This window comes from Candidatus Magnetaquiglobus sp., from assembly GCF_058402785.1.
In genome coordinates, this window is the sequence record NZ_JBZVFG010000005.1 from 102428 (window position 1) to 121980 (window position 19553).

Here is a 19553-nt window from a genome sequence, read left to right on the forward strand (position 1 = left end):
GCCGCTCACCGCCCGCTCCGACGCAGCAGCCACACGAACAAAGGCGCCCCCAACAATGCGGTCAACACCCCGGCAGGCATCTGTTGGGGCGCGATCAGAGTGCGCGCCAACAGATCGGCCAGGGTAAGCAGCATTCCGCCCAGCAACACCGAGGCCGGCAACAGACAGCGATGATCCACGCATCCGGCCAACCGCAACAGATGCGGGGTCACCAGTCCGACAAAGCCGATGCTGCCGACCGCCGCCACCGCCGTGGCTGCGGCCAGGGAAGCCACCAGATACAACCCCATCTTGAGCGGCATCACCGCCACCCCAAGACTCGCGGCACGCTCCACGCCGGTGGCCAGCAGATTCAACGCCCGCCCCAGCGGCCAGGTGACCGCCAACAACACACCCAACATCCCAACCAATACCCAGACATCCCCACCCCGTCCCAGATCCCCCATCAACCAGAACAGGGCGCCGCGCAACCGCTCGTCGGGCAGGAGATACAACAGGAAACTCACTCCGGCGCCCCAGCCCGAGGCCACCACGACACCAGTCAGGAGCAGTCGCGCACCCCCTTCCCAACCCGATGGTCCCCCGGCCAACCCCAACACCACCAGCATCGACACCAACGCGCCGAGCCATGCCCCACCATCCACCCACACCCCGGAAGCCCCGACCGCCAAAGCCAGAATCGCCCCGCAGGCCGCGCCACCGGAAAGACCAAGCACATACGGATCGGCCAATGGATTGCGCATCAACACCTGCATCAGCACCCCGGACAGGGCCAGCAACCCCCCGACCGCCATGGCGCCAGCCACGCGCGGCAGTCGCAACTCCAGAACGATGCGTCCAAACAAGGGATCGCCGTTGCCCATCAACCAATCCCGGAGGCCGGCCATGCCCCCGCCGACGCCGCCGAACGACAATCCGGCCACGAAGACCACCACCGCCCCAAACAACAAGAACGGCAGCCGGGCCATGCCGCCCGACTGCCGTGTGTGGGTCACACCATAAACCGGTTTACGCTTTGGACAGTTCATGATTCGGCACGATGCAGCGATGCAGCCAATCGCGCAGCATCACGGCGTATTTGTTGCCGTTCTCCTCCTTATGGTTTTCGAACTCCTCCATGGCCATGCGCTGCATCTTGTGACGCGAAAGGGCGTGCTGGATGGCGCGCACCAGGGTACGACGGTTCACCTGACCCTTGATCAGGTAATCCTGCGCCCCATCCTCCACCGCCTGAATGGCCTGGTGGTCATCGTCCATGCCGGTAAAAACGATGATCGGGGTGTCGAAGGCCATGGCCTGCATGCGCACGAAGGTTTGTTCATACCCCTGACTGTCGCTCAGGTTCAGATCCAACAGAATCAAATCGTATTTGTCCTGCCCGAGCAGTCGTTCCGCCTCCTGGAACGAGGCGGCATGGGTGAGTTTGTAGAGCGACGGCGCGTTCGGATCCTCGCGGTTTTCCACCGAATTGGCCAGCCAACTCTCGATCACCGTGAAGAACTCGATCTCATCCTCGACGATCAAAAAATGATAACAGACGCTGAAATCGTGGACATTCGGCAATTTCCGGCACGGTGACAGAAGATCGGTCCTGGATTTCTTGTCGTTCTTGTCGCCTTTGTCGTTCTTCGACGAACCGGCGGACTTCTTGCCCTTTTCCACGCTCTTGGTCGAGCCATGCTCGAGATCGAAAAGTCGCTGGGAGAGATGGCGAATCAGACGAAAGGCAATCGAGGGATCCTGATGCATCCGCGCCACGAACATCTTTTCGTCGATGCCGAGAATGTAGGAGTCCTCCATGGCCCTGGCGGTGGCGAACCGTTCGTGGTTGGTCGTGAAGGCCGAGGCGATTCCGAAGATCTCCCCATCGCCGATCTCCACCCGCATGCTTTTCCCCGCCGAAGAGTCACGGGTCAGCTCGACCCGTCCTTTCCGGACCATGAAGAACTTGTCGGAGAACTCACCCTGTCGAAAAATGATCTCGCCCTGCTTGTAGAGTCTGCCCAACTCCCGGGTATCGTGGTTCATGATCATGGCTCGATCAACTCCTGCCCACCAAATAGGCTGAAATGGCCGCATCCGCCGTTCGGATCTCTTCCATCAACCGCTCTGCCAGCTCGGATGTCCCCTCCAACGATCCGGCTCTGGCCTTGTTGTCCAACCCCACCACCACCTCGCGCAAACGGCCCAGGCCGAACTGCGCGGAGAGACTTTTCAACGAATGGACCTCCATGTGTACCTGATTGGCATCGTTGGCCTGCATCGCCGCCCAGACCCGCGCCGACCGATCCGGCAAGCCGGCCTGGAAGGTACGCAACACCTTGAAGAAGTCCTCGCCGAGATCCTCCTGCAACTCTTGGATCTTTTCGCGATCGATTGGTTCCCTCTCCCGGAGCGTCTCCGTGGGGAGCGGGATCTCCAACCCACCCTGACTCCGGGCACGGGCCAGCCACAGCGCGATGATCTCCACCAGGGCATGCCGCTTGAAGGGCTTGCTCAAATAGTCATCCATGCCGGCGGCCAGACACTTCTCACGATCCCCCTGCATGGCATTGGCGGTCAGGGCGATCACCGGAGTGCGTCGCGTGGCATTGGAGTTCATCTCCATGCCACGAAACTCCCGACAGGCGGCATAGCCATCCATCTCCGGCATCAGGCAGTCCATGAGCACCAGATCAAAATTCGATCTGGCCAGTTTGCCGAGGGCCACCCGCCCGTTCTGGGCCGCCTCGATCCGTACCCGATAGGGTTGCAGCATCCCCTTGATCACCGCCAGATTGATCGGATCATCCTCCACCAGCAAAATCAAGGTGTTGGCGGGAATCTCTGCCGGAACCCCCTCTCCGGGTGGGCGGCTGAGACCCTCGGGGAGCGCGGAACGGGCCATCTTGAAAGGGATCTCGACCCGGAAGGTACTGCCGACCCCCAATTGACTCTGAACCGTGATCTCACCGTCCATCATGCGCACCAGACGGTTGGTGATGCTCAACCCCAATCCGGTCCCGCCGAACTTGCGGGTCGTCGAGCTGTCCACCTGGGAGAAGGCATCGAACAGCCGGGCGAAATTCTCCGGGCTGATGCCAATGCCGGTATCCCGCACCACAAAGGCGATGCGCGCCTGATCCGCCGACACCTTCAGAGGTTCGGCCTGCAGCGACACACCGCCAAATTCGGTGAATTTCAAGGCATTGGACAGCAAATTGGTGAGAACCTGCCGCACGCGCACCGGATCGCCGATCAGATCGCGAGGCAGCAACCCGTCATGATCGACCCGGAAGGCCAACTCCTTGCTGCTGGCCACCTGGCCGAAGATGAACTGCAACTCGTCGAGCAGACCCCACAGGCTGAACGGAATCGCCTCCAACTCCAGACGACCCGCCTCGATCTTGGAAAAATCCAGGATATCGTTGATGATGACCAGCAGATTCTCCCCCGAACGCCGGATCGTCTCCACATAGAGCCGATACTCGTCGCTCATCTCCAGATCCATCAACAACTCGGTCATGCCAAGAATGCCGTTCAAGGGGGTCCGGATCTCATGGCTCATCACCGCCAGAAATTCGCTTTTGGCCATGCTGGCCCGTTCCGCGGCCAACATCGCGGCATGCAGGTCCCGTTCGTTCTCCGCCAGACGATCCAGGGCCTCCTCGGCCTTGAGACGGGCGTTCTCCAGGGCGAAATTCTTCAACTCCAGCGCATGCCGGGCCAGCAGCAGATGCTCGATGTTCTTGACCCGCGCCAGAATGATCTGCGGACTCGACGGCTTGCGGATGTAATCGATCGCACCCAGGGCCAACCCCTTGGCCTCATCCTCGAATTCGGTCTTGGCCGTCAAAAAGATCACCGGAATCCCGGCGGTCAGGGGATCTTCCTTGAGGCGCCGACAGGTCTCGTAACCATCCATGACCGGCATCATGATGTCGAGCAGGATGATATCCGGCACCACGCGCCGCACCACCTGCAGGGCCTTCACCCCATGGGTGGCCACCAGGATCTGGAAATGTTCGTCCAGGGCGCTGCGGATGATGTCGATGTTCTCCGGCTGGTCGTCCACCAGCAGCACGATGCTCTTGCGAGCCTCGCCGTCCCCTTCGAAAGGCATACCTGCGGATTGGCTTTCCATCTCACGGCTCCAAGGTCACGCCCACCCGGGCGGCCCACTGCGACAACAGCTCCAGACACTTGTCGTAATCGTACACTTCCAGATGCCTGATCATTCCCTGCCACCCCTCATGACTTTCCTTGTCTCTGGCCCACGGTTCCAAGGCCCGGATCACCGCCTCGGAGGAGACATCGAAATTGCGCAACAGCTCCCGTGCCTGCGTCAACAACGCGACCAACTCGGCGGGGTCGAACGCCCGATCCGGGATGTCACCCGGTTTCGCCTCCCGTCGCGGCTCCGGAAAGGCGGCGCCGATGGTCAAAAGCACCTTTTCCAGATGTCTCTCGGCCACGGACAACAACAGACGCAACGATTTTCGACCCATTCGATCCCGCGCGCCATGCTCGATCTGCAAGGCGGCATGACTGAGATCCATGGCGCCGATGGTCGCTGCCCCTCCCTTCAAGGTATGGGCGACCCGTTCCAATTCCAACCACTCGCGCGCCTCCAGAAGCGATCCCATCAAGCGGGCGGCATCCGACTGGGTGATCACGAACTTGTTCATGACGCGACGATACAACGTCACATCCCCGCCCATGCCACGCAAACCGGCACGGGTGTTGATGCCGGGCAGGGTTGGCAAGGTCCCGCCGCGCGCCTCGACCTCCGAAGCCGTCCCCTCCTCCGCGGGCCTGGACCCATCGCACAACAAAAGCGGATCCCCCCCCTCCGGAAACGTCTCCACGGGCAACGGTTTGCCGCAACGAACCGTGAACACGAAGCGACTGCCCACCCCCGGCGTACTCTCCACCCCGACCGACCCGCCCATCAGCTCGACCAGACTCCTGGAGATCGCCAACCCCAATCCCGTCCCCCCATGCCGACGGGTGGAGCTGGCATCCCCCTGCTGGAACTTGTCGAAGATGATCGACAACTGTTCAGGAGGCATCCCGATCCCGGTATCGCGGATCGCAAAACGCAACATCATCTCGGAGGCATCCTCCTCGGCCACCTCCACCGAGACCACCACCTCGCCCTGATCGGTGAACTTGATGGCGTTGTTGGTGAGATTCAACAACACCTGGCGCAGCCGGACCGCATCCCCCACCAGATGCAAAGGAAGCCCTACCCGCGATTCCACCTTGAAAGCCAGGGATTTCTCCATGGCCTTGACGCTCATCAGGGAGTCCAGACCCATCAGAAGCTCCTCCAGATCGAATCCGTTGCGCTCGATCTGGAGCTTTCCTTCCTCGATATCGGAGAAGTCCAGAATGTCGTTAATCATGCGCAGCATCCCGTTGGCACTCAGGTAGAGCTTTTGCAGGTAGTCCCGCTGTCGGGTGGTGAGCGCGGTGCGCAGGCAGAGATGGCTAAAACCGATGATCGCATTCATGGGGGTGCGGATTTCGTGGCTCATGTTGGCCAAAAATTCCCCCTTGATGCGACTGGCCTCCTCGGCCTGTTCCTTGGCGCGGCGCAACTCATCCTCGAGCATCTTGCGCGGGGTGATGTCGAGCACCGTGCCGGTCACGCGAACCGGTTCACCTTTGTCATCGCGATCGATCCGTGCGTTGCCAAACACGAACCGGGCTTGTCCATCGGCGCCAACGATGCGGAACTCCTGTTCGAACTCCAGGGCGTCGCCACGAATGGCCGTCTCCATCACATCGTTGACCCGCTTGCGGTCATCGACATGCACGGCGGCCAAAAAACGCTTGTGACTGGGCAGCAGGGCATGGGGGCGCAACCCCAGGATCCGGAACAGCTCCGTTGACCACTGCACCATCCCCGCCGGCAGATCCCACTCCCAACTACCCAGATGGGCGATCCTCTGGGCCTGATCCAACAACTCCAGATGTCGCCTGGTCTCGACCTCGACCCGAGTGCGTTCCAGAACCTCCTTTTCCAGCTCCGAGTTGAGCCGTTCCAGGGTTTGGGTCCGCTCCAACACCCGGTTCTCCAGCTCCATGCGGATCGCCCACAAGGCACGGGTCCGCTCCTCGAAGATCGCCGCCAGCTCCTCGAGTTCATCGCCGGTGCCGACCGGGGTGATGGCCGTGGTCCCATCCTCGGTGGCCAAACGCACCCGACGGCAGAGCATCAGGATCGGATCCGCGGTCTTGGCCCCCAGTCGAAAGGCCAGCAGCATGGAGACGATCACCAGCGCCAGCCCCAACAAGGTGGCATTGGCGATGCTTTCGTAGATGGGTGCCCGCAGCACCGATTTGTCCACGGTCAAACGTTGCCGCAGTCCCAGACGGATCAGGATCGCCGAACCCGGCGGCGGGGTCAGGGTCAGTTCGATGCGATCCATCGAAATGGTCGCCTGGGTCTGGTAAAGCACCCGATCCCCCAACAAAACCGCATGCCGCACGCTGCGATCCCCAGGCACGATCTCGGAGAGCAATCCGGCGAAATCCACATGCACGATCATCGCCCCTTGAATGGCATGATGGGACTCCAGGGGGTGACTGAGAATCAGGTAGCGCCCCCCCGGATCGATCAGGGGGGCCGGACGCGTCCAGGAGAGCGCGTGACGGATCACCGCCGGGTCCGGATTGAGCGGCGCATCCTCGCGCTGGAGCAGCAGCGGCGCGCCGTCGAAATTGACCAGGAAAAAGGCCACGATGTGACGTCCGCTGGCAAAATTGCGCACCAGTTGCGCCAAATGGGGATCCCGCGCGGTCCCTTCCACCAGGGCATTGATCACCAGCGGATTGCGCGCAAACTGTTCGAGATTCTGCCGCAAGAACCCAATCCGGGTCTCCACGCGCTCGAACAGCTCCACGCCCCGCGCTTCCAGCGAAGTCACCGAGCGGGCACGCAACGAATGTACCATGTCGGCCTGCAACAACCCCAGCACCAACACCAGCGCCGCGCCGACGAACGAAGAGAATTGCAGAATGTAGCGACGTCGCAACCGCCCATGGGGCACGGAGGGGGCTTGAGGGTTCATTCCCCGTCCCTCCCCGCCGGCACCACCACCCCCTCGGGGGTCAGCCGTCCGAGCCGGTAATCCTGGTCATCGAGCGCATCGTGACGCTGCTCGTCGAAGGGGGGGCGCAACCGCTTCATCACCCCATCGTAAACCGGAAGCCGTTCCAACGCATCGCGCACCATCCGCCTGTCCACGCTTCCGGCCCCACGCACCGCCTCGGCCAGCATCCCCACCAGGTCGTAGGCGTGGGCAAAACCGACCATGACATGAACCGGTTCATTTTCATCCAGACCCAGATGGCGGCGATAGGCGGCCAGCATGGCCTGACCGAGGCGATGATTCGGCTCGTTCGGGAAACCGGTTTGCGGAAAGCGCAGATCCATGCCACCGATCGCCTTGCGTTGCATGGCGGTCATGTCACCGCCCAGCAACCCCCAGTGGGAGACCACGGCCACGCTGGGGAGATGACGCCGCAACTCCATCAGGATCGGCACGCTCTCATCCGGGGTATCCACCAGAATCACCACCTCGGTACCGGTCTCGCCCAGTCTGGAGATCAACGTGTCGAACCGTTCCTGACCGTTGTCCACCCACTGGAGCACCACCGGGCGGACCCCCCTGGCGTTCAGATGGCGCGACACGATCTTCTCGAACTCCACGCCCCAGCTGGAGTTTTCGAGCACCAGGGCAATCCTGGAGCCACGCCGCAAGGCGGCATCCGCCAAAAACGGGGCGGTCCAGCGGTCGTTGAGACTCAACCGGAACACCTGATTGGGTTTGAAACCGTTCTCGGTCAGATGGCGCGCCGCCGACCAGGGCAACAGCATCGGCAGCTCCAGATCATGCACGAGTTCCACCTCGGCGGCGACCACCGAACTTTTCTGTCCCCCCACCACGGCCACCAGATCCTCGAGGCCGGCAAAGAACTTCAGATTCTCCAACCCACGGGTGGCCAGACCATGATTGTCACGGGCCACCAGACGCATCCGACGTCCCAGCACGCCCCCCCTGTCGTTGATCGACTCGATGGCCAGACGGATCCCGCGCGACAGCTCCAGACCCGCCCGCGCACTTTCTCCGGAGAGCTGCGCGTCCAGACCGATCAGGATCTCACCCACGCGCGTCGCCTCGTTCTCATGCAACATCTGCCATTCCGCCAGCTTGGCCATGACATCGGCGCCGATATCCTCCTCGAAGCCATGCTCGATCGGGGAAAGAAGCGCCCGAAACCGCTCCCTGGCCTCGGCGGGCAACTCCTGGATCCCCATGCCCATGCCGCGCAATCGCTTCATGATCTCCACCTCGCGATCGCGCTGCTCGACGCGGGTCCACCAGGCGATCTCCCGCGCCGCTTCCAGCAGGATTTCCTGTTGACGGGCGGTCAACAAATCCTGAACATCGCGACCAATCGCCAGCAGGTGGCCGAGATGGGTATGTCCGCTCAGGGTCAGATGCGCGGAGGCCAGACGACCCGAGTGACTCTCCAACCCGGAGAGCGGCTGTTCCCAAGCCTGGGCCGAAGTGTCGTCCGGGGTGACGTAACGGACACCCAGACGGGCAAAATAGGCCCGGTTCACCCGATTGTCCGGCTCCACGACGCGCAGATCGGCAAAAGCCTCCGGACTGGACAACGGACGGTCCGCCAGCAGATGGCGACACCCCCCATCCCAAAAGGCGAGCCCCTCCAGGTTGAGTTGACGCGCCTTGTCCAACAGCACCCGACCGAACTCCCCATCCAGGGCCCGATGCAGGGCGTCCCGCGATGAAAAAAGAAACGGCAGATCGAACACACGCATGGCCTCGATCCGCCTGGCCAGAAAGTCGCTGGTGACCAGCACCATGGAAAGCTCGCCACGGCTGACCAGTTTCAACATGCGCTCGTCGCCGCCGAACTCCGCAGAGGGGTGGATGGTGAGTTTGAGGCCATCCTGACTCAACGCGGCGAGCCGTTCGGCCAGACGGGTCGCCGCCGCGCGCGGCACCGGACCCACGCTGGTGGCGATCCCGAGCCGCAGGGCGATCTCACGGTCGTGGGCCGTCTGGGAACCGACCAGCGTCTCCACCGGATCGCGCAGACTCTTGGCGATGCGCCCGCCCAGCAGTGCGAGCGCGATCACCAGCAGAACGATCAAAATGCGTTTGAAGCTCTTCTCCGACATGCCGACCGTTCAGCCCTCTCCTACCGGTTTCACGATTGAGACCTCCCCGACATTTGGCCGGATCCGCAGGCCAGTGGCCCCTGATGGGATCCAAGGGCAAAGCCCTTGGAACTCGTTCTTTTGCCTTTTGCACCCTCTTACCGTGGACCTCCCTAAGGAAGGTCCACGGTACGGAGGGGAAAGGGGGTCTCCCCCCATCAGGCAAGTTACGAAGCAGGCATGCGGTTCAGAATGATCCGAACCGCTCCCAGGCCACCAATCCCCAGACCACCACCGCCATCACCAGTGACACGAACACCGCCGACGAGCCGAGATCCTTGGCCCGCCCGGATAACGGATGGCGCTCCGGCCCGATCCGATCGACCACGGCCTCGACTGCGGAGTTGAGCAACTCGACGATCAGGACCACCAGCAGGGAGCCGATCAAAAGCGACCGTTCCACCGCGTTGCCCCCCAGCCACGCGCCGATCGGCATCAACAGCAAAACGCCGATCAACTCCTGCCGGAAAGCCGCCTCATGACGCCAGGCAGCCTGAAAACCCAGCCAGGAATATCCGGCGGCATGAATCACCCGGGTCAATCCCGTCGCCCCCGGTTTCATGCGTCCACCCACCGGTCGAAGGTTCCACTCACCATGCCGACTCCCCTGTTCTGATGAAATGTTGTACCCAAAGCGCCGCCCGGCGCGAAAACACCAAGCCCACATGCATCACCGACAGGGTGGCGTGGACCGCGCCCGGCAGGCAGGTCTCGGAGACCGCCACCACCCCGTCGTTGGGGGACTCGACCCCCCAGATCATATGACTCAACCCCAACGGCAAGGTACCGGCCAACACGCCGACGCTGCGCCCCTCGGGAACCCGCCAGGCGTACTTCCCATCCAGGGCGCCGCGCATGCTCTCCCCCAGAAACCAGGATCCCACCGGCCACCTGGCCAGACGTTGCGCGGAGAAGGAGCCTTGGAACGGGCTTCCCAGCGCCACCATGCGTCCAATCGGCGCATCGGGATGGCGCTCGAGCATGCGCAGCCCCACGAGCCCGCCGAGACTGTGGCAGATCAGATGGACCGATCCGGGCCGGACGTTCCGCATGCCTGTCCCAAAACGCAATTCCAGGAACTCCCACAGCCCATCGGCGTTCTGATCCAACCCACGCCGCACGGTGGGATAGTGAAAGGTCAAAACCCGGAATCCTGCCCGCCGCAGATGCAAATCCAACCACTTGAACTCCGTGCCATCCAACCACAGGCCATGCACCAACACCACGCTCTCACTCACCGACATGCCATCCTCGCCTCAGCCTCACCGACGCTCCGACCCAACCGTCGTCCCGCCTCGCAAACGCTCGTTCCTCGCCTCCATCGGCAACTCGGCCAATGCCCGCACCGAACGATAGAACCCCTCCAGATCGCCTTGGTTCTCCTCCAGAATCCTCAGAAAGGCCGGCACCCACGCCGAATAGAGCCCCACGGAGACCAGTTTGGCATTGTTGATCCCGTCGCGCCACCAGCGACCATGGGCGCGACGCGTGGCCTCGCGCTCCGGATCGCCCGATTTTCCATCCAACCGCTCGGCCTCCAAGACCGCGTTCGCGAAGATCTCCCGCTTTCCCGCGCGCTTTTCCACCTCGGTCGAGGGGCCGGCATACAACGTGGTCAACCGTTCCCGGACCGCCTCGACCTGTTCCACAAACCGGGCCCGCTCAATCCAGTCACGCCGCAGACGCGACAACGCCTCCCCTTGCCCGGTCCGCTCCAACCACCGCTCCACGCCGATGCGGCTCACCGCCTCGGCAAACGATTCGTTGAAGGTCGTATCATCCGGTATATAGAACTTTTCGTGAGCCAGTTCATGAAACATCAAGCCGGCGAGACGCCCCTCCGGCCAGTCGATGAAGGTGTTGAGCAGCGGATCGGCAAACCACCCCAGGGTGGAGTGGGCCGGCGAAGCCGACAGATGGACATCCAACCCTTCCCGCCGCAAGCTCTCGGCCTGACGCCGGGCCTCGCGGTCGTCGAAATAACCCCGATAGGCCAGACACCCCACCACCGGAAAACACCAGCGACGCGGTTCCAGGGAGAGTTCCGGCGTCGCGAACACCACCCGTGTCACGAACGGGCGCCGCAGATCGGCATAATCCCGAAACGTCCCGCTCGAAGGAAGCCGCAACTCCCCTTCGGCGAAGCGACGCAGACGGTCGGCCAGCATCAACCGGCTCCGCAGTCCCGGCGGGGTCTCCGCGTCGGCCAGCAGCGACTCGACCGAGCGACGCTGGATGAGGATCTCCATCTCCCCGGTGGTGGCCTGCCAATAATAATAGGGCCACTCCCCGCACCCGCTCAGACCCGCCACCACCACGAGCGACGCGACCCGGAGCAGACTCCGAAACCAATCGGTCATGGCCTTATATTCTACCCCCAATCCCATGCCCACGCCAATCCCATATGCGCTTTGGAAACGTGCGTGATGGGGAGAGAACCCCTCACCCCCCGACCATGCCCCTCCCTTGCGGGAGTTGCAGGACAGAAAAATATGCTGAAGGACTGCAAACTTAAGATTCACCCAACATTCATGAATCATACGTTTCCAGGATCAACCCCAAACAATGGAACAGAACGCTCATGAAAACCGACAAAAAGATACGCATGGTTCAGAAATCGCTGCGCTTTCCCGAACCCCTGGCCGAATGGCTCCACGACAAGTCGGAAGAGGAACGCCGCTCCTTCAATCAGGTGGTGATCATGACCCTGGAGCGGATGCAGCAGGCACAAACCCACCCCACCCATCCCACGGCGTGAAGAGGATCCCACGCCCCTTTCATCCCGGAGACGAACCGATGACCTGCCGCCCATACGAACCCGACTCGCACGCGGGAAATCCACTGGACGATGTGCTGAACATGCGACTCAGCCGAGTGCGCTGGCGGAACGGACCCACGCATCCGTCCGCGCGCGATTGGCGCGCGCCACGTCTGCCCGACAATCCACTCTGCTGGCGGGATGGCGATCCAGGCGGGTCGGATTGGGATGGCGCATTCACTCGGGGTCCATGCTGAACGATCACCCCAAGACGCGGTCCGTTCTCCGGGCGTTGCGTGGGATCAGGGGTGATGCAGGCTCCTGGTGGAGCGATCGATCTCGGGAAAGATGATCACCGACCCGCCACCGGAGTGCAACTTGGGGGCAAAGGCCGGCTTTTCGCGATAAAGCCGGTCCTCCTCGAGAAATTGCGCGATCTCCTCGGGAGGTACGGGTGGACTGAACAGAAAACCCTGCACCAGATCGCACCCCAGGGAGCGCAGAAACTCCAGCTGGTCGGGATCGGACACCCCTTCGGCGACCACCTGGAGGTTCAGGTTCTTGGCCATCGACAGGATCGTCTTGGTGATCGCGGCATCGTCCGGATCGGTGATCACATCCCGCACGAACGCGCGGTCGATCTTCAGGGTATGGATCGGGAAGCGCTTCAGATAGCTCAACGAAGAGTAGCCGGTCCCGAAATCGTCGATGGAGAGTTGCAGATTCATCGTGCGCAACGTCTGCAACGTCGAGACCGTCTCGTTGGCGTCGCGCATGAACATCCCCTCGGTCAACTCCAGTTCCAGATAGCGGGCATCCAGGCCGGTATCTTCCAGGATGTGGGCCACCTTGTTGGGCAGATCGCGATTCTGAAACTGGCGCGCCGACAGATTCACCGCCATGCGGATCGGGTCGAAGCCCTGATCCTGCCACTGTCGATTCTGCCGGCAGGCGGTGCGCAACACCCATTCGCCGATCGAGACGATCAGATCGCTCTCCTCGGCGATGGGGATGAAGTTGACCGGAGAGACCAATCCCATCTCCGGGCTCTTCCAACGGATCAGCGCCTCGACCCCCATCAGGCGACCCGAGGCCACATCCATCTGAGGCTGGTAGAGCAGAAACAGCTCATCCCGCTCCAGGGCCAGACGCAAACCATTCTCGATGGTCATGCGTTTCACCGAAACGGCGTCGATCTCCTTGGTGAAGAAATGGATGACGTTGCCACCCTGCTCCTTGGCACGCCGCATGGCCGACTCGGCCTTCTTGAGATGGCCGTCCTCGTCCCCCTCGTCCAGGGGATAGAGGGTAATGCCGATGCTGGCGGTGAGATAGTAACGTTCCGACTCCACCGAAAAGGGTTCGCTCAAGGTGGAAAGGAGCTTGCGGGCAATGCGTCCGGCGTTGCCGCCCTGCTGGAGACCGGTGGCCAGCACCACGAACTCGTCCCCCCCGACCCGTGCCAACGAATCCTCGTCACGCAGACAGTGGGCCAGGCGCACCGCCACATCGCGCAACAACCGATCCCCAACCTCGCGTCCCAGGGCGTCGTTGATCACCGTGAAACGGTCGATCCCCAGAAACAACACGCCGACGATCTGGTTGAAACGGGCCGCATAGGAGAAGGCCTGGCGCATGCGGTCCTTGAGCAGCAAACGGTTGGGCAATCCGGTCAGGGCGTCGTGATGGACCAGAAAATGGAGCTGCTGTTCGGAGCGCTTGATGCCGGAGAGATCGGAGAAGACCTTCACATACTGACGGACCACCCCATCGCCATCGCGGATGGCGTTGATGTTGGCGAACTCCGGATAGACCGAACCATCCCGACGCTGACTCCACATCTCGCCACGCCAACGCCCGTGGGTGACCAACTCCTGATCCAGCTGGCGATAGAACGCCTCGTCGTGCTGGGAGGAGAAGAGCATCAGCATCGGCTTATGGATCGCATCCTCCTCGGAATAGCCGGTGATGGTGGTGAAGGCCGGGTTGACCGATTCGATGATCCCCTGGGCATCGGTGACCACGATCCCCTCGGTGGTGTTCTGGTAGACACTGGCCGCCAGGCACAGCTCCACATCGGTCTGGCGCCGCACCTCGACCTCGATTTGCAGGGCGTTGTTGATGCGGGTCAACTCCCTGGTACGCTCCAGAATCCGTTTTTCCAGCTCCTCCTTGTCCAACTGGATCTGCTGGATGAACGTGTGGCGATCCTCCTCGTAGGTACAGATCTCCCTCCACAGGCGTCGGATCACCAGCGCGCACAGCACGGATACGACACCCACGAGCAGAACGGTGATGAGAAGCTGCTTCCACTGGGCCCCCTCCACCTGTTGCTTGAAAAGGGAGATGTCCTGACGGATCTCCATCACCCCCATGATCTGCCGTTCCGCGCCGTGGATCATGGGCAGACGACTTTCCAGAACGGTGCGGGTGACCGGTTCATCCGGCTTCATCAGCACCGGACCCGTCTCTTCGCGGATCTGACTCTCCTTTTGACCACCGGAGAGCACGGCGCGCACTTTCGCATCCGAGGAACGATCCTCGCCGACCTTGGGTCGATGGATGGAGAAGATGGTGACGCCGTGTCGATTGTGGATGGTGAAATCGAGGACGGACAGTTCGGCGATGTACGGTTGGAGCTGGCCGGAGAGACGGACGATTTCAGGACTGGAGAGCAAGGCGGCGTTTTGACCCGGACGCAGGTCGATGAGCGGGGCCAGCTCGTTCCAGAGGGTGTTGGTGAGTTGTCGCGCGAGGAGTTGATGATTTTTTTCACCCAGATCCCGTATCTGGGCAACCATCACCTGTCGATGGAACAGGGTGAGAGATCCCAACAGGAGCACGGCCACAAGAAAGCCCGCCAAGGCGATGAGCCGCATGTTGCGTGCGCCACGCATGAATCTCTCCACCCTCGGAATTTCTTTGAACGGCGTGCCGTGCCGAGTCCGCGATCACAATTGAGAACCGTGCATGATGGGGAAAGCCCCCCGCACCCCCGACCTTGGAGCCCTCCGGCGAGCATTCCAAGTCAAAAACTGTCACCAAGTGTATCGGATGCGGGTATCCGCGTCAAAGGGTGGCGCGGCGGATCGACTCGGAATGAGGACTCTCTCCCCACCCGACGCGGTGATGTTCACTTCGCGAGCTTCACCGTCGCCAACTCCTGGAAGACATGGTTGGTGATCGCCAGGCCAAGCATGGCGTAATCCTGATTGAGGGTGACGCCGATGCCGTTGGGCATCAACCGCGAGACCCGGCAATGGAAGGTGTAGGAGTCCTGACCGAGCTGAATGGTCCCCTTGCCGAGGCGATCCAGCACCATGCTGGTTGAATAAGCGGTGGACACGAAGAACCCGCTCAGGCTGACATCCTCGGAAAACCCTTTCACCTCCTCCCCGTCGTCAAACAGGAGCGTGACCGGAAAGCGCATGCCATAACGCTCATGCCGGCGATTGTTGGTGGGTTTTCTGGTTTTTCCGATCCTCTCCCTGGTCGTGGATCTCCAGTGGGAATCACTGTCGGGCGTGTTGCGCATGGCCATTTCCTTACGATAAGTCACAAGACAGGCAGGCCGGTCAACCACCCCGTGCCGGTCCCCGCCAGACAGGCAGGGCTCGACAAACCGAACCGCCTCTGAAAGTACGCCTGTTTCGAAGTGGATTCTGGCACGGACGATTGCCGCTTGACAAGCCATCATCGCGACGGCGTGGGGGATGGGCCGAAAACGACCAAAGGATGGGGGGAGAACGCCTCGACCGTGGACCTCCCTGGCGGGAGTTCCACGATACGGATCAGGAAAAACGCGGCAGGAAACAACCTCAATGGTCCGCGTACGCTCCCTCCTCGAAGGGGGGACGCCGGTTGACCAGGGCCTCGAGCATGAACAGCTCCTCATCGGTGTGGTTGACGCCCGGCGCCTTGCGGATCGGCGAGCCGGCGGTCAGGGTGCGCGCCGAGTGGTGACGCGCCTCGTAGGTTTCGGTGATCTCCGGCGCATCGCGCATGCGGATCTCGAGCCGTCCATAACAGAGACAGACATAATCCCGCTCCGGGACCACCTCCAGATAGACCGCCGTGCCGCGAATGCCCAGAATCGCGGTGGGGAGCTTGAGGGTGCGGGATCCGTGCCCGAACACCGACAACACCCGTCCGGATTCCAGGGTGAACCCCGGCGAACGCAACCTGTCGGGGATGTCGGCGCGCTCCTCTCCCGGCGCGGGCGTGGGGAGAGGGGTGGGATCACCAGGCATGTCGAAACGCATGCGGGTATTGACCCCCAACAAAAAGGCATCCTCGCCCATCACCAGCACGGTGCGCCCCTCGGGACCGGTGACGATCTCATCGCCGGGCAACACCAGGGCATCCTCTCCAACCAGACGCCCCCCGACCCGCGTCTGACTCCCCACGCGCCGGATCCCCTGCCGAACCGGCAAAAAGGCGCATCCGCCCGGCACCAGCAGGCTCCCCAACAGCAGACCGCGCATCAGAACCAACCGTCGTGTCGCCCCGGATGCGCCCATGTCGTCCCGATCAGGCCTCTGGATCGACCAGAAAACGCAAGGCCAGACCGTTGTTGCAGTAACGCATGCCGGTCGGCGAGCCGGAATCCTCGAACACATGCCCCTGATGCCCCCCACATCGGGCACAGTGGTATTCGGTGCGCGGCACCAACAGCTTGCGATCGACCCTGGTATCCAGGGCTCCTGGAAGAGCCGCCGAAAAACTCGGCCAGCCGGTGCCACTGTCGTATTTCATCATCGAGGTGAAAAGCACCTGTTCGCAGCCGGCGCAAACGAACCGACCGGTGCGGTATTCCTGGTTGAGCGGACTGGAAAAGGGACGTTCGGTTCCCTCGCAGCGCAGCACCTGATAGGACTCCTCCGGCAGACGCGCGCGCCACGCTTCGGGGGTGAGGTCAAGATGGGAATCCATGCCGGAATACTCCTGATCCAATCAACCGGTCAACTATTTTATAAAAAAAAATGAGTCCGTCCTTTCACCGTGGAACGCCCGTCAAAAAGGTCAACGGTCGGGGGTGAGGGAGTGATTCCCCCATCTGGTCTGATTGACCGTGGAATGCCCGTCAGGAAGGTCAACGGTCGAGGATCTCTCCCCATCTGGTCTGATTGACCGTGGAATGCCCGTCAGGAAGGTCAACGGTCGGGGGTGAGGGAGTGATTCCCCCATCTGGTCTGATTGACCGTGGAATGCCCGTCAGGAAGGTCAACGGTTGAGAGGGGGACGCCCCCAGTCATGCACGTTTATATTCAAGAAAATTTCAAGACCAGCTGACTTTCAAAGCGGGATCGACAGAACGGTCACCCGTTGTCGATCCCGCCAGATCGTCGATTTTTCCACAAGAACTCCACAAGGGAGATCCATGGCGGGGTGAGGATAGTCTCCCCCATCGTGCACGGTTACCGAAGAACTCCCCAAGGGTGGTCCATGGTCGGGGGTGTAAGGTATTGTCCCCCCGTCATGCACGTTTGCGCGGCCAGATTACAGGGTCACGACGTTTTCCGCCTTCGGACCCTTGTCACCCGCGACCACGTTGAATTCCACCTTCTGACCTTCGGTCAGGGTACGGAATCCGGAGCCGGAGATGGCGCTGAAGTGGACGAAGATGTCCCCCTTGCCGCCAGCCCGCTCGATGAAACCAAAGCCCTTGCCCTCGTTGAACCACTTGACGGTTCCAGTCTCACGATCTGCCATGTTACTCTCACTTGTTCCTGATGGTTGCTAAACATATTGGCAGAACGCCCTGCAGCATGCAAACTAGGCTGTGCTCTCGATACGACTGCCGTCTCATTTTATAGCATATATCACAATCCAGGCCAAAAGCAAACGATTTTTTTCACCCCGTGTCACGTCTTGTACAAACACCCTTTCACGCGCTCCAGGCCCGTTTGACGCACGCCATCCGGCCCGACCCAACCCCATCGGACGGGATCATGCGGTTGGGGGTTCCGCTCGCGCCACGCCGCCATCAGGCGTGACGAATCACCCACAGAATGGCATCTTCCGGCAGAATGCGCTTGTTGCCGGAATCATCCTGATAGCCGATCCGTCCGGATTTCAACAGCGACACCACGCGTCGTTTGGCTTCGTTCTCTTTCAGGCCCGAGACCCGGCTCAACCAGGCCATGTGGAATTGAAACAGATCCAGAAGGAACTCCGGCGTCAATCCCATCGGCAACTCGGTTTCGACGGAGGCATCCGTCTCCTCCCGCGCCACCAGCGGCCACTTGCCACGCACACCCGACCAACCACTGGATGGCACGATGTAGGTATCCCCATTCATGATCTCCATGACACCCTCATCATCGACGCGTTGAATTGGCTACCAAAATTCCGACCCCACCCGGTTGGAGCGGACTGCCTTGCATTAATCACTTCCGCGATGCAGCATATGACCACAACGATCGTCGGGTCAATACATTTTCTTACATGGCGTCGGATTTTTTTAAATTGTTTTTTGAATGATTATAAGTATATTTCCATACAAGAACTCTCCAATAAACAAATCTATTATCAATACAAACACGAGAAGAAATGAATTGACCGGTCAATAAAATAAGAATCCATTCAAAAAATCTCATAAAAACAAGACCCGATCCATGACCCTGAGTCATTCCAACCACGCTCCGCACCTATCAACATTCTCGATCCCATTCATCAAAACAATCAATCCAGACAACCAACCCCATCCAGGAATCCCCCATCCTTGGGAAAGATCCTCCCTGCCCGCGTTGACCCGACGACGCCATCCGATATAAGCTGTGACGCAGTGACAACGATCCACATCAACCCATCCGCAACATCAGACAATCAAGGATACCCCCATGTCCAAAGCCCTCACCTATCTGGCCAAATCCCGTCCCGACGCGGCCACCCATCTGCTCGGATTCTACAAGCACAGCGTCCAGGCCCTCGACGAAAAGACCCGTCACCTGATCCAGATCGTCACCAAGGTGACGGTCGGCACGGAACGCGGCCTGCGCCAATACGCCCCCAAGGCGCTCAAGGCCGGCGCCAGCCGCGAGGAGATCCTGGATGCGGTGCTGATGGCCTTCCCTGCCGCCGGCCTCAACAAGGTTCTCGATGCCATCGACATCATGCGCGAAATGGATCTGCTCCCGGAGATCCCGGACGACACCCCCACCCTGCCCAACGACAAACGGCTCGGCGCCGTGAACGACTTCCCGTTGCGGCGCATGCAGACCGTGCAACGCCCGGGCGCGAACATGATCGTCTTTCGCACCGACGAAACCCAGGCCATCGTCTACAGCGCCCGCTGCCCCCACTCCAAGGCCAATCTCTGCAAGGGGACCGACCATGGCGACCGGGTGGAGTGTCGGGTCCACAACTGGATTTTCGATCTGGAGTCCGGCCAGTGTCTGAATCCCGCCGGCAACGCCGGCCTCGAGGTGATCCCCTCGGAGGTGCGTGACGGCCAGTTGGTCCTGTTGTAAACCGCACCTATTTTGGGATGCATCGTTTCTCGCAAGGCTGCGTGCAAAATACGGGAGTCGTTTCCAAAAAACGGAAACGACTCCC

16 protein-coding genes are annotated in these 19553 nt (G+C 61.2%); 2 read left to right on the forward strand and 14 right to left on the reverse strand.

What is annotated here, in order from left to right; genetic code table 11:
* Positions 1-5 precede the first annotated feature (5 nt).
* The 8 genes from ACV4UY_RS03265 to ACV4UY_RS03300 all read right to left on the reverse strand — a co-directional run bounded on the left by ACV4UY_RS03265 (position 6) and on the right by ACV4UY_RS03300 (position 11598).
* On the reverse strand, positions 6-995 hold the full coding sequence (locus tag ACV4UY_RS03265; protein ID WP_491606222.1) for a FecCD family ABC transporter permease: 990 nt from the start codon (positions 993-995) through the stop codon (positions 6-8).
* 13 nt (positions 996-1008) lie between these two features.
* Positions 1009-2028, reverse strand: coding sequence for a Crp/Fnr family transcriptional regulator (locus tag ACV4UY_RS03270; RefSeq protein ID WP_491606223.1), 1020 nt, complete (start codon positions 2026-2028; stop codon positions 1009-1011).
* Positions 2029-2041: 13 nt separating this feature from the next.
* Positions 2042-4123 carry a response regulator gene (locus ACV4UY_RS03275; RefSeq protein ID WP_491606224.1) on the reverse strand — a complete coding sequence of 694 codons (2082 nt, stop codon included), beginning with the start codon at positions 4121-4123 and terminating at the stop codon, positions 2042-2044.
* Position 4124: 1 nt separating this feature from the next.
* Positions 4125-7058, reverse strand: coding sequence for an ATP-binding protein (locus ACV4UY_RS03280; RefSeq protein WP_491606225.1), 2934 nt, complete (start codon positions 7056-7058; stop codon positions 4125-4127).
* Positions 7055-9199, reverse strand: a complete 2145-nt coding sequence (dctP, locus tag ACV4UY_RS03285; RefSeq protein ID WP_491606226.1) for a TRAP transporter substrate-binding protein DctP — start codon at positions 9197-9199, stop codon at positions 7055-7057. Before dctP ends, ACV4UY_RS03280 begins: the two co-directional genes overlap by 4 nt.
* A 226-nt stretch (positions 9200-9425) precedes the next feature.
* Complete coding sequence (locus tag ACV4UY_RS03290) at positions 9426-9800, reverse strand: diacylglycerol kinase (protein WP_491606227.1); 375 nt, start codon at positions 9798-9800, stop codon at positions 9426-9428.
* Between the two features lie 28 nt (positions 9801-9828).
* A complete protein-coding gene (locus ACV4UY_RS03295; RefSeq protein ID WP_491606228.1) occupies positions 9829-10482 on the reverse strand; it encodes an esterase/lipase family protein in 654 nt (217 codons plus the stop codon).
* Between the two features lie 18 nt (positions 10483-10500).
* The gene (locus ACV4UY_RS03300; RefSeq protein ID WP_491606229.1) at positions 10501-11598 is read right to left on the reverse strand and encodes an aminopeptidase; all 1098 of its coding nucleotides are present in this window, start codon (positions 11596-11598) and stop codon (positions 10501-10503) included.
* A gap of 221 nt (positions 11599-11819) precedes the next feature.
* On the opposite strand from ACV4UY_RS03300, the gene ACV4UY_RS03305 reads away from it, so the two are divergent.
* Entirely contained in the window at positions 11820-11996 is a 177-nt protein-coding gene (locus ACV4UY_RS03305; RefSeq protein ID WP_491606230.1) for a hypothetical protein, read from the forward strand.
* Positions 11997-12298: 302 nt separating this feature from the next.
* On the opposite strand, the gene ACV4UY_RS03310 is transcribed toward ACV4UY_RS03305, so the two are convergent.
* The 6 genes from ACV4UY_RS03310 to ACV4UY_RS03335 form a co-directional block, all read right to left on the reverse strand.
* On the reverse strand, positions 12299-14893 hold the full coding sequence (locus tag ACV4UY_RS03310) for a putative bifunctional diguanylate cyclase/phosphodiesterase (RefSeq protein WP_491606231.1): 2595 nt from the start codon (positions 14891-14893) through the stop codon (positions 12299-12301).
* A 236-nt stretch (positions 14894-15129) separates the two neighbouring features.
* The gene (locus ACV4UY_RS03315; protein WP_491606232.1) at positions 15130-15531 is read right to left on the reverse strand and encodes a PilZ domain-containing protein; all 402 of its coding nucleotides are present in this window, start codon (positions 15529-15531) and stop codon (positions 15130-15132) included.
* A gap of 283 nt (positions 15532-15814) precedes the next feature.
* A complete protein-coding gene (locus tag ACV4UY_RS03320) occupies positions 15815-16516 on the reverse strand; it encodes a FecR family protein (RefSeq protein ID WP_491606233.1) in 702 nt (233 codons plus the stop codon).
* 10 nt (positions 16517-16526) lie between these two features.
* Complete coding sequence (gene msrB, locus ACV4UY_RS03325; protein WP_491606234.1) at positions 16527-16928, reverse strand: peptide-methionine (R)-S-oxide reductase MsrB; 402 nt, start codon at positions 16926-16928, stop codon at positions 16527-16529.
* Positions 16929-17495: 567 nt separating this feature from the next.
* A complete protein-coding gene (locus ACV4UY_RS03330) occupies positions 17496-17708 on the reverse strand; it encodes a cold-shock protein (RefSeq protein WP_491606235.1) in 213 nt (70 codons plus the stop codon).
* Positions 17709-17982: 274 nt separating this feature from the next.
* Entirely contained in the window at positions 17983-18306 is a 324-nt protein-coding gene (locus ACV4UY_RS03335; RefSeq protein WP_491606236.1) for a hypothetical protein, read from the reverse strand.
* A gap of 532 nt (positions 18307-18838) precedes the next feature.
* On the opposite strand from ACV4UY_RS03335, the gene ACV4UY_RS03340 reads away from it, so the two are divergent.
* The gene (locus tag ACV4UY_RS03340) at positions 18839-19468 is read left to right on the forward strand and encodes a Rieske 2Fe-2S domain-containing protein (protein WP_491606237.1); all 630 of its coding nucleotides are present in this window, start codon (positions 18839-18841) and stop codon (positions 19466-19468) included.
* Positions 19469-19553 lie beyond the last annotated feature (85 nt).